Origin of the sequence: Novosphingobium sp. (genome assembly GCF_965214355.1) — a bacterium.
Lineage (GTDB): Bacteria > Pseudomonadota > Alphaproteobacteria > Sphingomonadales > Sphingomonadaceae > Novosphingobium.
This window is the reverse complement of sequence record NZ_CBDCBI010000002.1, coordinates 3,264,877-3,278,514: the sequence shown is the minus strand read 5'-3', so window position 1 is coordinate 3,278,514 and position 13,638 is coordinate 3,264,877. Positions and strand designations below refer to the sequence as shown.

The 13,638-nt window shown below is 52.8% G+C and carries 11 protein-coding genes; 3 read left to right on the top strand and 8 right to left on the bottom strand.

Annotated elements, in window-relative coordinates:
• Positions 1-31: 31 nt before the first annotated feature.
• Positions 32-1,252, top strand: coding sequence for an acyltransferase family protein (locus ACOOE2_RS15230; protein WP_420383837.1), 1,221 nt, complete (start codon positions 32-34; stop codon positions 1,250-1,252).
• Between the two features lie 2 nt (positions 1,253-1,254).
• Here the strand turns inward: ACOOE2_RS15230 and ACOOE2_RS15225 are convergent, their stop codons facing one another.
• From ACOOE2_RS15225 to ACOOE2_RS15215, 3 genes are all read right to left on the bottom strand, one after another.
• Positions 1,255-1,740 (bottom strand): serine O-acetyltransferase, encoded by a 486-nt coding sequence (locus ACOOE2_RS15225; RefSeq protein ID WP_420383836.1) that lies wholly within the window; start codon positions 1,738-1,740, stop codon positions 1,255-1,257.
• A 152-nt stretch (positions 1,741-1,892) separates the two neighbouring features.
• Positions 1,893-3,215, bottom strand: coding sequence for a glycosyltransferase family 4 protein (locus ACOOE2_RS15220; protein WP_420383835.1), 1,323 nt, complete (start codon positions 3,213-3,215; stop codon positions 1,893-1,895).
• Positions 3,212-4,384: a glycosyltransferase family 4 protein gene (locus ACOOE2_RS15215; protein ID WP_420383834.1), complete on the bottom strand. Its 1,173-nt coding sequence runs from the start codon at positions 4,382-4,384 to the stop codon at positions 3,212-3,214. The genes ACOOE2_RS15220 and ACOOE2_RS15215 overlap by 4 nt, the downstream gene beginning before the upstream one ends.
• 301 nt (positions 4,385-4,685) lie before the next feature.
• Between ACOOE2_RS15215 and ACOOE2_RS15210 the strand changes: the two genes are divergently transcribed.
• Positions 4,686-6,026, top strand: coding sequence for an oligosaccharide flippase family protein (locus ACOOE2_RS15210; RefSeq protein WP_420383833.1), 1,341 nt, complete (start codon positions 4,686-4,688; stop codon positions 6,024-6,026).
• Here the strand turns inward: ACOOE2_RS15210 and ACOOE2_RS15205 are convergent.
• Together ACOOE2_RS15205 and ACOOE2_RS15200 are read right to left on the bottom strand one after the other, a co-directional pair.
• Positions 6,001-7,419 (bottom strand): hypothetical protein, encoded by a 1,419-nt coding sequence (locus tag ACOOE2_RS15205; protein WP_420383832.1) that lies wholly within the window; start codon positions 7,417-7,419, stop codon positions 6,001-6,003. The genes ACOOE2_RS15210 and ACOOE2_RS15205 overlap by 26 nt on opposite strands.
• 22 nt (positions 7,420-7,441) lie before the next feature.
• Positions 7,442-9,160: a hypothetical protein gene (locus ACOOE2_RS15200; protein WP_420383831.1), complete on the bottom strand. Its 1,719-nt coding sequence runs from the start codon at positions 9,158-9,160 to the stop codon at positions 7,442-7,444.
• 473 nt (positions 9,161-9,633) lie between these two features.
• Here ACOOE2_RS15200 and ACOOE2_RS15195 point away from each other — a divergent pair, with 473 nt between their 5' ends.
• On the top strand, positions 9,634-10,674 hold the full coding sequence (locus ACOOE2_RS15195; RefSeq protein ID WP_420383830.1) for a glycosyltransferase family 2 protein: 1,041 nt from the start codon (positions 9,634-9,636) through the stop codon (positions 10,672-10,674).
• 140 nt (positions 10,675-10,814) lie between these two features.
• Here the strand turns inward: ACOOE2_RS15195 and ACOOE2_RS15190 are convergent, their stop codons facing one another.
• The 3 genes from ACOOE2_RS15190 to ACOOE2_RS15180 all read right to left on the bottom strand — a co-directional run bounded on the left by ACOOE2_RS15190 (position 10,815) and on the right by ACOOE2_RS15180 (position 13,609).
• Positions 10,815-11,978: a glycosyltransferase gene (locus ACOOE2_RS15190; protein ID WP_420383829.1), complete on the bottom strand. Its 1,164-nt coding sequence runs from the start codon at positions 11,976-11,978 to the stop codon at positions 10,815-10,817.
• A gap of 81 nt (positions 11,979-12,059) precedes the next feature.
• A complete protein-coding gene (locus ACOOE2_RS15185; RefSeq protein WP_420383828.1) occupies positions 12,060-12,575 on the bottom strand; it encodes a serine O-acetyltransferase in 516 nt (171 codons plus the stop codon).
• Positions 12,572-13,609: a glycosyltransferase family 2 protein gene (locus ACOOE2_RS15180; RefSeq protein WP_420383827.1), complete on the bottom strand. Its 1,038-nt coding sequence runs from the start codon at positions 13,607-13,609 to the stop codon at positions 12,572-12,574. Before ACOOE2_RS15180 ends, ACOOE2_RS15185 begins: the two co-directional genes overlap by 4 nt.
• Between the last annotated feature and the right edge of the window lie 29 nt (positions 13,610-13,638).

Here is a 13,638-nt window from a genome sequence, read left to right as displayed (position 1 = left end):
AGGTTTACTTCCTATTCAAGGCTTGTAGGATATGGCTACTGAGCTTGGCGGGGTAGGCACACACATGGTCAATGGCAAACCCCCGAGCTTGAATAGCGTTATGCTAGACGCGTTTCGGGGCATTGCGGCGCTGATCGTTGTGGCCGGACACGCACGCGGGCTATTTTTTGGCAGCATGGTCACGGCTGCGTTTGCGGCTGGCCCTATGGCGCATATGGCCAAGGCCATGCCGACCCCACTGACGATCGGGCACGAAGCGGTCATGGTGTTTTTCGTGCTCAGTGGTTATCTGGTTGGCGGAAGCGTGCTGAGGCAGGTCGGAACCGACCGCTGGTCCTGGAAGGACTACCTGATCAAGCGCCTTTCGCGCCTGTGGGCGGTGCTGATTCCGGTTCTGTTTATCGGACTTGGGCTTGATGTGGTGGGCCATGGTTTTTTTACGCATGCAGGAAGCCTGTATGCCGTTCCGGCTGGGCAAGATTATGTGACATCCAGCACGTTCTCGACGCAGATGACGTTGTCCACGCTGGTTGGAAATATCTTTTTCCTTCAGGCCATCAGAGTTCCTACCGCCGGCACAAACATGGCACTATGGAGCCTTGCCTATGAGTTTTGGTATTATATGGCGTTTCCGTTTATCGTAATGTTTTTTGCAAAAAACTCTTCAATACTGAATAGGACATTATCACTTATTACGGTATTGGCTATATTTTGGCTTATCCGGCAGTACGCAAGTTATTTGTTCATATTCTGGATTGCGGGCGCAATCGTAGCAATTTTGCCAGATAAAAAGGATTTTAAATATTCTCGAGTGATTGCGTTTACCAGCTTTTGTTTATTTCTCGGCGCATTCTTTTATGTTAGAATTTTTGACATAAATTTACATTTAGCAGAATTTGTGGTAAGTTCCGTATTCGCGCTACTGCTTTATACGATAAAATTTACAAAAAACATGACGAGCATTCCAATATTTTCTGCTGTGACGCAATTTTTTTCGAAAATTTCGTATACGTTATACGTTTCTCATGTTCCATTGATCATATTTATTGCAAATACAATTAATAATCCATGGTCGCTTCATCATATGACGTATTTTCTATTTCTCGCATTTTTAGGGGTTTTGATATCGACAATCCTGTGGGCAGCATTGCTGAATTGGCTTTTTGAATCCCGCACTGCAAAACTGCGTAATCTGATGCATCGGATCATCGACGGACGATCGCCGGGGTTATACGCGGCACACGTCTCCTGAATTCAGACCTGCAAGATTCTAGCGGGCACGCCTACGGCCGTCCTTCCCGCAGGAATATCTATCGTAACGACCGCATTGGCGCCGACAATGGCATGATCTCCGATGGTCACAGGTCCGATTATTTTTGCACCGGCGCCAATATCGACATGACCGCCGATCGTGGGAACGCCACGTTCGGTCGAGCCAATTGTTACCTGCTGAAAAATAAGGCAGTTTGGACCAATTGTTGCCGACGGATGAATGACGATACCGTTTGGATGCGGCAACAACAACCCGCCGCCAAGCTGCGAATTGAGGGGAATATCGGCGCCGGTTACGGCAGACCAGAAACGATGACGTAACACCATGATTTTGCGCTGGATACGTGCCAGAGGCCCGTTCCGGCCCTCAAGCCTCTGGTAAGCTCGTATGACCGCCAGCAACGATCTGGATGGCGCCCAGGTCGCTCGATGTTCCCTGCTCCAGTCTGGCATGCTCGCGGAAATCATGAACTTTCATTCTCCAGTCGGTACCGCCGAGTAAAATTGAGACGCCGACGTTGTTTTGGTCAGCGTCTGTCCAGATCAGGTTGCATTCGTTTTGGCAGGACATCGGACGGCGGCATCACCGATATAGGGCGAGGCATAACACCCCCACATTCTCAGCTTTGAACCAGATTTTTGCTTGCCGCTATAAATCCGAAATCTGGCATCGGCCTCGTCGGCGACAAGCACCATTCATAAACCTGGTGTATCTGCACGGCCTTTTGGTCCCATGTGTAAAGTTCCCGGATCCTGTCCAGGGCTGAACGTGACATGCTTTCGAGATCATGCTGCCCGTCGCCGATTTGATTCAGCAACGTTCGGAAGGATCTCTCCAGTTCGCTCGGCCCCGCAATCGGTACCGCAAATCCTGCAGACGGACATACCAATTCGGCGGGCCCACCATAGGATGCAACAACCGGCACAGTCCCCGCAGCCATGGCCTCAAGCACGACGCCTCCGCCAAATTCGCGAATGCTTGGAAACACCAGCAGGTCGGATCGGCCGAGGATGGCGGCGACTTCGGAGTGGGAGCGCCAACCATGAAAGGTGACTCGATCCGATATCCCCAGTTCCTGAACAATCTGCACCAACCGCGCGCGTTCCGGACCATCGCCAACAATGTCAAAGTGCGCCTTGCCCAGACGCAGCAGATCGCAAGAAGCGCGAATTGCGATGTCGGCATTTTTGTAGGGAACCAGTCGCCCGACAAAGCACAATTTCAAGATATCGTCGATGCGCTGGCCAGCCATGGCCATGCGATCGCCATCCACTCCGTTTTCCGGGATGTAGATCGTGCGCCCGATCGCGTAGGGTGCCACTTCCGACGCAGTATGAAGCGATCCTGCGATGACAGCCGAAGCGGCGCGATACGTGCCACGGATCGGCATGATATGACGATAAATTTTCCGGATGTAAGATAGCCACTCTTTTTCTCGCATCCGCTCGCGCGAAAAACCGGGTGGCCAAGGCAGCCCACCATTCAACGGGCCAATAACAAATGGCACTTTGGTCCTTGCACAGCGCGACGCGAGCGAACCGGCCGCAGTAGGGCTCAAAGGCGTGATGCGATGGACCAGGTCGAATTCGCCACGCTCAATCCTGTCCCGGAAATGCTTCCACACGCGTTTTTCAAAAACCGGGTAGGTAAGCGATTGCAGGGCTGTTACCGTAGTCCATCCTGATTGCGCGCCACCACGCAAAAGGCTTGCCAGCCGATTTGCGGGGGCCGCGATGTCCTCGGTGTCAATCGCCGTAAAATCCTGACCTTCGATCATGCCCCTCGCAAGGAAGGCTTCACGGTTTCGAACCTGGGTAACGATATGAACTTCGGCAATTTTTGAAAGCGCCACGGCAATGTTCCAGCCTACCAGCGGCACGCTTACCCATTCGGGATTGGCTGCCTCTGCGATGACCAGCACACGAAGCTTTGTGGTGTTCACGCCTTTATGCATTCAACAAGCCGGCTCACGGCATCGGATGTTAGGAACGTCGCATTTGCGTGACGCTTCCCCGCGTTTCCGATCCGCTCTCGAAGTGCGACATCATCAGCCAGGTTCCGCAACCGCCCGGTGAGTTCGGCAACATCTCGTTGCGGAAACAGGAACCCGTTGCCGTTATCCTCAATCAATTCCGGAGTGCCGCCAATGATCGAAGATACGACTGGAATGCCGGCCCGCATTGCCTCCATCACAGCGACGGGCGCGGCCTCGCCAAGTCCGACGCTTGACAGGACGCAGACATCATGGGACCGCAAAAGTGCATCGATCTCGTTATTCGGCACTGCGCCGACAAGAGACACGCGATCATGAAGCCCTGCGGCTTTTACCAGGGCAGCGATTTCGTCGGTGCATTCACCCTCTCCCGCGATGGTATAACGCATGTCGTAGCCCTCGCGGACCAGGCGATCCATTGCCGCGATGGCAAACTGATGGCCCTTCATGCGATTGAGTCGAGCCACTGTTACCATATGCAGCGCGCCTGCGGGGCTCCATGTAACCGGGGGGAGATCGGGAGTGGATGGTTCGATACCCATTCGGATCATGACTACGGGCGTCTGAAGTCCAGGCAATTGTTGTCGGACCTGATCGCAGAGCGCATGTGTGACGCATGTGACAAATTTGGCGTGTGCAAATTTGAAGGCCTGGCCAGATCCGTAAATGGCAAGGTCGCCGTGAAGCGTCAAACTATAAGGTGGACCGCCTGCCAATTTTGAGAAAGCCAATATGTAACCCACATCGCCGCAGCTATGGCCTTGAATATGTTGCAATCCCCGGCGCTTGGCCAGCCGTGCGAGCATGATGCCCGCGGCCGCTAGCAGCGACAGGCGGGCGCGGGATTTCATGGAGACTTCCAGACCCGAAGCCCGGAGCAGAAAAATGGCCCTTACCATCGCAGCAGCCCAGGCAACGCAATCAGCGACGAGGAAATCCGTCATATAATGCGTGCGGGCACGTGCCTCGGCAGAAAAGCCATGCTCGACGACAGTGCGTGGGCGCTTGGTCGAGATCAACGCAACCGCAATTCCGGATTTTTCCAAATGGCCTGTTTCGCGCCAAAAAAAACCATGCGTTTGCCCTGGAAACTCCGGTACCAAATAGCCGATCTTCACGGTACCGATTCCTCGATCTCTAACTTGGACATCTTTTCGGACGGATAGGTTCGCGCTAATTCAGGTTTTGATGTGAGAGTCTGGGTGAGGTGTCAAGCGGAACCATTTGCAATCGCGAAGCCAGGCAAAAACTTGTTTGTAGTCTTGCTCATCTTCGCGCCTTCTCAAAAGTAGGTAACTTTGGAAAACCCGGTAAGGTTCACAATGTCGGGCCGAAATATAAGGCACGACAGGCTTTTTTAGCGACTCTGCAATGATTGGCTTTCATGACCAACAACCTCACCATCACTTGGCATATCCAATGATCATAACGAAATTCCGCCTATTTTTATCCGGCGCGCAGACATTGCGCCAGCGTGCGACGCTTGCGAGCGCATGGACAATAGCGGGCTTTGGCATCCAGAGGGTGGTTCAGCTGGGATCCAATCTAATCCTTACGCATTTGCTGTTCCCAGCGGCGTTTGGGCTGATGGCACTTGCCAACGTGATTCTGATCGGCATCCACATGTTCAGCGATGTCGGGATCAAACCGGCCATCGTACAAAGCGATGACAGCGATCGGCTGGACTTTCTCAATACCGCATGGACCATCCAGATCATCCGCGGCTTTATGGTTTGGTTCATTTGTTGCCTGCTCGCGTGGCCGGCATCGATCATCTATCGCCAGCCAGTCCTTTTTGGACTGATCTGCGTCCTTGGCTCAACCGCAGCAATTGGAGGCTTTGCGTCGACCGGACTGGCGTTGCGCGAAAAGCGGCTGCATCTCGGGATGCTGACGACGGTTCAAGTGCTTAGCCAGGTTATCGCGTTGAGCATGACTGCGCTGCTAGTCTGGCTGATAGGGTCGGTCTGGGCGCTTGCCTATGGTGCTGTCGTGTCCATCATCATTACGACTGCACTCGGCTTCATCGTCGTTCCTTCACATCGGCATCGTCTCCGCATCGATCCTGCATCTGCGGCAAAGCTGTTTCGTTTCGGTCGTTGGATTTTCGCGACGACGCTGGTCACCTATCTTGGGGGTAATGGGCTGAGGGCAATCCAGGGGGGATTGATCCCGATCCAGACGCTGGGCGTTCTTGCTGTTGCGCAAACTTTTGCCTGGATGCCGGGTGATATCGCTTCGCAAGTCCAGGATCTGGTGGGCTTTCCAGCCTTGGCAGAGGCCCGCCGGCAAGGTCGGGAACGGTTCAGCAACACCTTCATTAAAATCCGCACACGCGTGTTATCTGGCGCAATCGCGATGTTTTACGTTGTCGCGCTGGGCGCCGGGCCGTTCATATGGACGTTGTACGACGGGCGCTATCATGAGGCGGCAAGCTATATTGCCTTATTAAGCGCAACGGGACCGTTGACGATTCTTGGCACAGGCTACGGAGCTGCTTTTATCGCGCTCGGCAATCTGAGGATCCAGGCCGCGCTGCAAGCATTTACGATGGTCTCGCGGATCGTCGGCACAGTCGCGGGCTTCGAACTTGGCGGTGTTGTGGGGATGCTCCTCGGGGTCGGCATCGGAAATGCGATCGCCTACGCGGCGGTTGCATACCAAGCTTCCAAGGAGGGACTTTTTTCGCTCAGGACCGATGGGATTGCGCTCCTCAGCGTGGGCGCCTTGGCATTCATTGTAAAATATCTCTATTTTTGAGACCAACTAAGGCCGGGTTTATGCGGATTGCATCTTGGCGTGCGGTGTTGCCGATCACGCGTCCGCCTCTTTTGATCGGCCTGACGCAGCACAACGCCCCCGCAATCAACCATGTAAGCGGCCGTAGCGAGGAGTTTGGTATCAAATCGAGCATGTTGATCGCGAGAATGGCGAAGAGCGCGGCGTCAGTAATAGATATGTCATTCAGGTCGCGGCTTCTCGTTAAGCCACGAAGGCCAGCTATGGAAAGCAAGCCGAACATGGCGAAATAACCGGCCCAACCCCACGTGCCCAAGCTGATAATCCAGGTTCCGTCAGTAAGGGTTTCAATGCCGGTATCTTCGAACGCCGTCCGGTTTCTTCCCCACGTCCCCCAGCCAAAAATCGGCTTTTGACTGCTGCGTTCGAGCAGGAAATTCTCATTTGTCACGCGCGTCTGGAACGATCCCTGCCGATCATTGCTGAATGATCCGGTGATGTTGGAGATGGTCGTGACCGGGATCAGACCCAAAGCGCGAGGCAAAGGGTAAATCAGAACGAGCGCGCATAACAAGCAGGCGATGAAAGCAACCCGTCCTGGCTTGAGGAACGCCATAGCGCCGCCGATTAAAGTGGCCAGGACCAAGGCTCCGGCGCTTTTGCACAGGACAAGCAGAACGCCAAGATAGGCGACCGGTAGCAGGGGGGGCATGCGCCAAGTCATCGTCCGTTGGCGCCACATCGCAATTGCCGCAATCAAAGCCATCGCACAAAACGTTGCAACGAGCAGGCCATGCCCGAGGAACACGGCCGGGCGAAAGCCCCCCCCGCGCATCTGCTGCGCAAAACTGCTTGGGAAAAAGCCATACACCCAAAAATGCAATTGAGGGCTCAGGCGCACTTCGATCAGCATCAAAATCGAATACGCCAAGCCTGCCATGAGCAATGCCTGTACCAGCCACCGCCTTCGTTTCTCCTCTTTGAAAAACGCATAGCCCAGAAGGAACGGGATGAGCGTAATCAGATTTGCGCCCGCTTGAGCCAGCGCATCGTAACTCGTCATGGCAGGGATAACCCCCGTCTCCCGGACGATCGGAGCACTGTTGTTCAATGAAGTTAAAAACGGAGTGCACAGGAAGGCGATGTAAAGCGTAACGACCACACCGTCCCGGGGGAATAATCTCCAACGTTCTCGAGCAAAGACAATACAGCATATCAGCGCGACAATATTGGGAATACTGGATTTATCAAATAAGGGAACCCCGCTGAATTTGAAACCAGTATCAACTGGTAATAAAAGATATCCTCCAAGGATAGTCCAGATCAACGCTCGGGCCGGGTGTATTTTCAAAAAGAGTGATATACAAATCAGTGGCCAAGCGAGCAAAGCGGCATAAGCAATTGTATTTGGCATGGGTTTCGTAATATCCTGACCGCTAGCTACGGGGTGTGTTGGAGGCGATCAGCGCGCGCATCTTCGGCGAAGCAGCGTCCGGCTCGGTATAACTCCCCTTGGCGCCCCAACTGCCATACCGTGTGCCCTGTTGCCCAATGCTGCTGAAATGTCCGAACATTCTACATCCCAGATCGCGATGATAACGCAACAAATCGATATACAGGTCGTACATCGCCGGATCGGACTGCGCCCCTGCCAAAGCTGCATTATAAGGCAGTTCTGCCTGACCCTTGGGCTGGATATGCTGGCCGGCTTCATATGCCACATAGGGCACGCCCGCGCGATTGGCATAGGCTACGATATCGTTCGTACCGCTTTTTGCCCGCTGGTTGGCAAGCAAGCCGCGAAGATCATCGATAACCTCGTGCGGGGTAAGTGCCGCACCTGCCAAAGCCCACTTCTCATAAACCTTGTCGTCCGGACCAATATAGGCAGAAGGTGAAATTGCATCCGCACCACCATTGTCGAGGCACCATTGCAGGGTTCGGCGCGAGGCATCGAACCAGGCTGCCTGCACGGTGCAGACGCGAACTAGGCGCTTGCGGTCCGCGCCCTGCCATACCTTTTCCCATATGCCAAAAGCGCGGCGGAACAATGCGCCGATGCGTTCGGGGTGTCCGACGCCCTGCGTCTTCGAGGCGTCTTTCCAGGCGGTGCCGCCTTTTGCCTCGACCAAAGTTCCAGCCAACTGCGATTGAATCATCCACCCGGCCTGCTTGAAGCCCCAATTCCAAAGCTCGTTTGAATATTCGACGTAGACTGTCAGTTTGGGATCAAGCGTTGTGTGGACCAGCTTCGCGAGCTCTCCGATATAACCATCTGTCGCTCGATGAGGGATGCAGATCCACGGGTCTATCCCGGTCATGTTGGCAAGCTGGATCATGAGTTCAAAAGCAACGCCCCCTGCGAAGCGGCGCTGAAACGGCGTCGGGGGCTTGCCCCAGAGTCCTTCTGGATCACCCGATACGGCGACCATAGTATAAAAACTGGCGTTTTTACGATCAGACCAATTTTCCTCTATATTGTTATTGACAGAACCCCAATCCATAAATCTCAAACAGTGAAAAGGTCTGCAAAATTCAAGAATCTCCGGTAAAAATGGATCGCGGATCAAGTCGTGGTGCTCGTCTTGCAGCGAAAGAATTCTGATATTTCGAATGTGATTGCCGCGCTTTGAACGTGTTATGCAAAGTTGCTCAATCAATTGGCCGTCGTGTTTCATGGAAAGCAAAACACGGCCAGGCGAAGCAGACTTGACGCTGGAGCCCCCAAAACCTGCGAACTCGCCTTCGCCGTCGTGAAGGAGAACGTATGTGCCACGAGCACGATGATTGGGCAGGATTGTGTAGATTATTTGCGGCTGAGCGTGGCTGTCGGTCGTCAGGGGGACCTCGAGCGGATAGCCGTTCTCGTCGAAGGAAAAATCGTCGACTTTGCCGGAGTTGAATCCCCCGCTTCCATCCAATGCGCATGTTTGCCATGGCCGGGCGCCCCACATTAAATTCCGAAAAGGAAAGCCTGGGTCCCAATCGGCAATTCCCGCCAGATTCATACCCACGGGAAGGACCGGGGCGGTGGGATTAACGGGTACGGAGAGGGGGGCTTGCCCCGTTTGCGCAAACAGCCTGCTTCGGCGAAGGCCAGCAAGGCCCAAAAGCCCCGCGCCCGTCGCTATGAGGGTGCGCCGTGCGAATTTCATCGTACCATCCTTTGTCACACGATTTTCCGCCTTCGGTTCATAAAAGAAACGGCAAGCCAGGAGTAAATGTGCACAAAATCGATTTCCAGAGCTGTGCAGGCTTGACGCGGGGAGGTTGAAATTGAATGATCATGCGTAGCCTCTGGCGTTACAGTCTGGAAGCCGATCGTGGGTTTTTTTATTTTTTGGTCCGGCGACAACAACTCGACCATTTGCAAATGATAAGCATGGCGTCTGCCCGCGAAATGTTTTTGTGAGCACGCCAGGATTTCAAAAACGGGCGACGGAACATTTTACTCTTGGCCGCTTTTTCCACCATCCTGAACAGGATTCGCTTTCTTCGTTAACGTGTCACCAAAGCCATTGCTTTACGTGCGTCAGCGCGCGCAATGGTGACTGGGTGCTAATTGCTGGGCGGATGGCCGGGTGTTGCGCGAAAATTCTTATCAAAATGTCTCGGAGATTTTTCAGGCATGGCTAGCTATGATGTATTAAACAAAATTGTCCTGCGTATAAAAAATAGACTAGAAAACTATATTAATAATATTTATGTTAAAATTTCGATGGTTCATATTTATGGGCCCAAGATGTCTTATTTAAAGCATGATCAAGTTGCATTGATAATATTGGGTAGAGATGTATCCTATTTTCTTGATTACCATATAAATTATCATATTAAATTAGGAGTCTCAAACATTGTCTACATTGACAATGGATCTTCAGATAATTCGATTGAGATCGCAAAATCTTTTAGAAACATAACTATTGCAAAGTGCTCGGCCAATTTCCGCAATCACCAATCGCGAATTCGATACCTTGCCAACACAAGATATCTAACGGGGGGGTGGCGACTTGCAATTGATCCCGATGAATTGCTTGATTATCCAGGGGTCGACCGGATTGATCTGCCGGAATTGACACGTCGGTTAGGTGCACGCGGGCATACCGCCATGGTAGCGCAAATGCTAGAGATGGTATCTGGCGAACTTGTCTCCGAAACCGACGGCATCGCATTTGCCGAGGTTGAGCGCAAATTTGACCGTTTCAGCCTGTCTGCAATCACAAAATTACCGTACCATAATTCAGAGTCAGAGATTTCATGGTTTCTTGATCAGAATAAGATAAGTAATTGTGATATACACATCCTTTTCGGAGGACTGCGACACGCGGCGTTTGGCGAAAATTGTTGTTTAACCAAGCATGCTTTGTTCCGGATGGGCAAGGGTGTTAGGCCGCAGGCGCATCCCCATGTGACCACTGGTGTGGTCTGCACGGACTTCTCGGCTGTGCTAAGGCATTACAAATTCGCTGGCGGTATGCTCGCTAGAGAAAGAAAGCTTCTAAACGAAGGCCGCGTCGATCATGCAGAGACGAAAATGCGAGTGGATGCAATGGAAGATAAAGGGGATATCAATCTCGGCAAGTACGCAGAATGTAAGGATCCGACAGTGGAGTTTTTGCTTAGAAGGGGTTTCTTAAAGGCATCAGCTGAGGCAATTCTGATGCTGTCATAGAAAAGTCATCTAATTTATAACATAGTTAGTTTATCGCCGTTTTTACTAGGTGATTTGATTGGGTAAATTTACGTAATTATGCCATAACAGATTAGCATATTTATTTACTAATCATAAACAGTAGTAGATGTGTTTTTAATTCATAACTGGGCAATAATCTTTAAATGATTGATTCTTTGTAAAACTGTATCTTCAAGGCTATGATTTATAGATACATCAACGCATGAAATTGCCATATTAGCCAAACTTTTTCGATCACTATTCATTACGGATATTGAATTGGCCAATTTTTTAGGCTTGTTCATTGGGGTCGCTTCGCCAACTGGCCCCAATCCGAGAACGCCAGCGAACGCAGCGTTGTCGTATCCGATAATCGGCACACCGCATGCCAACGTTTCTATGTAAGTGCATGAGGGGTCTGCCTGGCGGTGGCAGCAGACAAACAGATCAATGTGGTGCTTTAGGGTGGGGACGAGAACATCGTCAAATGACACTGGGCCGTGGAAACGTACTTTGTCGGCCAGCTGGGCAAGGCCGACCTCGGCGCGCATCTTGTCAAATAGGCTGCCATCACCAAAAATGTCAAAAGAGAAGTCCATTCCGCTGGCGTCCAGCGCGGTGATGACCGGAACCAAGTGGTCCGCCCCCTTCATTCGTTCCAATCGGCCGGAGAAGGCGAGTCGGAGCGGCTTTTGCCTGGCCAAGTGGGAAATTTTTTCTTCGATTAGCCCGTGCGTTGCTTGCTGGGACTTGTGTACCCGGTTATCAAAGTACAGCATTGGATTGCGGTTGAGCCGGCGATAAGCGTTGTACGCTGGCGTACCGTTCGCCTGAATACCTGCCGCATGGCGGATGGCGGTGCGGCGCTTTATCTCGGTTTTTAATGTCCAGATCATCGATTTCAGTGCCTGAAAATTAACCCCATGATCTATCAGGATTATGCGCAGGCGAGTGGCTAGCGTATACTCTATTATGAATACCACTTTCGTTCGGGTTGAATATCTGATTTTGAGGTCATGGTGATTGTCAGCTGATGCCAATATTAATGTGCCTTTATCTAAAATGTCCTGATGTTTGCTAACATCATCTGTAATAACGTCTATTGAAAATGGCAGGTCGTTTGCTGCGTATTCTTTGCCATATGCAATTTGGCTTCGATCGCTCTGGCGGAACAGGCATAGGATGGGGCCTGGCCAGTATTCAGCGTAAAAGCGCAGCCCTTCAACCGCCTTTATGTCAAGAAAATACACGCCATCTTCATACGCCATGGGGACTGATGGGATGACGATCAATGTCTGTTGCATAGTGCATCCTAATCGAAAAACGCATAATGTCATATTTGTTGAAATATTTATAAAGTGGTACAACCAATAAATTGATATGATCTATACCCTAATATTGCCGGCATCTTTTACAATTCCAACCGCCGATGCACCCGGCGGAATATGTGTCAAAACGACAGCATTGGCGCCAACGCGCGCGCCCGCACCGATGACAATGCGACCGAGTATGACGCATCCCGCCCCCAACTCGACATCATCGCCGAGTGTCGGCGCAGCGCCCACGTCGGCGCGAGTACGAATGCCAAGGGTGCAGCCCTGGCGGATTATGCATCGGTCGCCGATCACGCACGCGCCGTGGATCACGATGCCGCCCTGGTGTTCGATCACGACGCCGCGACCCACTTTGGCCGAATAGGGCAGTTCGATGCCATAAACGTTGCGGCAATGGCGGAACATCATGCGGTAGACGATGCTGAGTGGCGCGCGGAGCAGTTTGGGGCGCACGGTCATTCGCCACACGCCAAAGCGGTGCACGGCCAGTGTGCGGAAGCCTGGTTTTGTCCAGTCTTTGCCATTCGCACGCCAGTCGTCGGCGATCTGGCTGAACAGGCCGGTCATGGTCTTGTTTCCATCCAATGCGGTTCCGGATTCGCTTCGGTTTTAAAATATGGCGCAGCCGGCTTTGCAATCATTTTGGGTGGCCATAAACCGAACTTGGCAAGATCGCTCGCCGGGGATAGCGGGCCATCGTCTGGCAGGTTTGTAATCCGGCGTCGTAACTGCCAGATGCCGTAGCCCGAAAGCCAAGCCAGACCGGCGCTCAGCGCGTGGCCCGGGCCGCCGGTCAGGGCAAAATACTTGCGGCGCGCCTCATACCAATAGCGCGGCATGCGTTTGGGAAGTGGTAGGCCGGTTTCCGGGTCGCGAATTTTCGTTGCCGCGCCACCGAGATGGATGACCCGGGCGGCGGGTTCGTGCCAGATCTGCCAGCCGGCCTTGCGCATGCGCCACATCAATTCGGTTTCTTCGAAATAGAGGAAAAATCCTTCGTCGAACAAGCCGGTTGATTGGAGCGCGGCCGTCCGGAACATCACCGCTGCGCCGGTTACCCACGGCACCTGGCAGGCTTTTGCGGCCACGATGGGTTCCGATTTGTGGCGCAAGAGCCGGTCGATCACACCTGTTCGAGCACCCTGGCAAAATTCACCGCGCAAAGTGGGAAACCAGAATGCAGATCCTTGCGGGCGTCCGTCCTGGTGGATCAATAATGCGCCCACAGCTCCGGCCTTCGGCTCGCGATCAAGCGTCGCGCGAAGCGCCTCTAGCGCGCCAGGCGTAACCTGCGCGTCTGGATTGATCAGGGCGATATAGTCTGGCAAATCACCCTGCTGCGCCAAAAGCATCATAGCCCGGTTGTTTGCAAAGGCAAAACCACCGTTGATGGGCAGAGGCAAAAGCTCAACCCAATCCTTCAGATGCGACGCAGCGAGTCGTTTGGCGATTATTTCCACCGAATTATCACTCGAGCCGCCATCGACGACGATAATGCTGATCTCGTCATCCGGCGAGCGCGTGGCTGCGATCGCCTCAACGCAATCAATTGTGAGGTCGGGTGTGCCATAATTGACCGTAATGACAGAAAGACGTTTCACTTGGCCAACCAATCGTCAAGAATTTTGGC

Bases quoted from the DNA above. Each gene is read 5' to 3' on its own strand.
- ACOOE2_RS15230 (WP_420383837.1), top strand. From the start codon at position 32: ATGGCTACTGAGCTTGGCGGGGTAGGCACACACATGGTCAATGGCAAA.
- ACOOE2_RS15190 (WP_420383829.1), bottom strand. From the start codon at position 11,978: ATGCAACAGACATTGATCGTCATCCCATCAGTCCCCATGGCGTATGAA.
- ACOOE2_RS15210 (WP_420383833.1), top strand. From the start codon at position 4,686: ATGATCATAACGAAATTCCGCCTATTTTTATCCGGCGCGCAGACATTG.
- ACOOE2_RS15185 (WP_420383828.1), bottom strand. From the start codon at position 12,575: ATGACCGGCCTGTTCAGCCAGATCGCCGACGACTGGCGTGCGAATGGC.
- ACOOE2_RS15200 (WP_420383831.1), bottom strand. From the start codon at position 9,160: ATGAAATTCGCACGGCGCACCCTCATAGCGACGGGCGCGGGGCTTTTG.
- ACOOE2_RS15195 (WP_420383830.1), top strand. From the start codon at position 9,634: ATGGCTAGCTATGATGTATTAAACAAAATTGTCCTGCGTATAAAAAAT.
- ACOOE2_RS15225 (WP_420383836.1), bottom strand. From the start codon at position 1,740: ATGATTTCCGCGAGCATGCCAGACTGGAGCAGGGAACATCGAGCGACC.
- ACOOE2_RS15205 (WP_420383832.1), bottom strand. From the start codon at position 7,419: ATGCCAAATACAATTGCTTATGCCGCTTTGCTCGCTTGGCCACTGATT.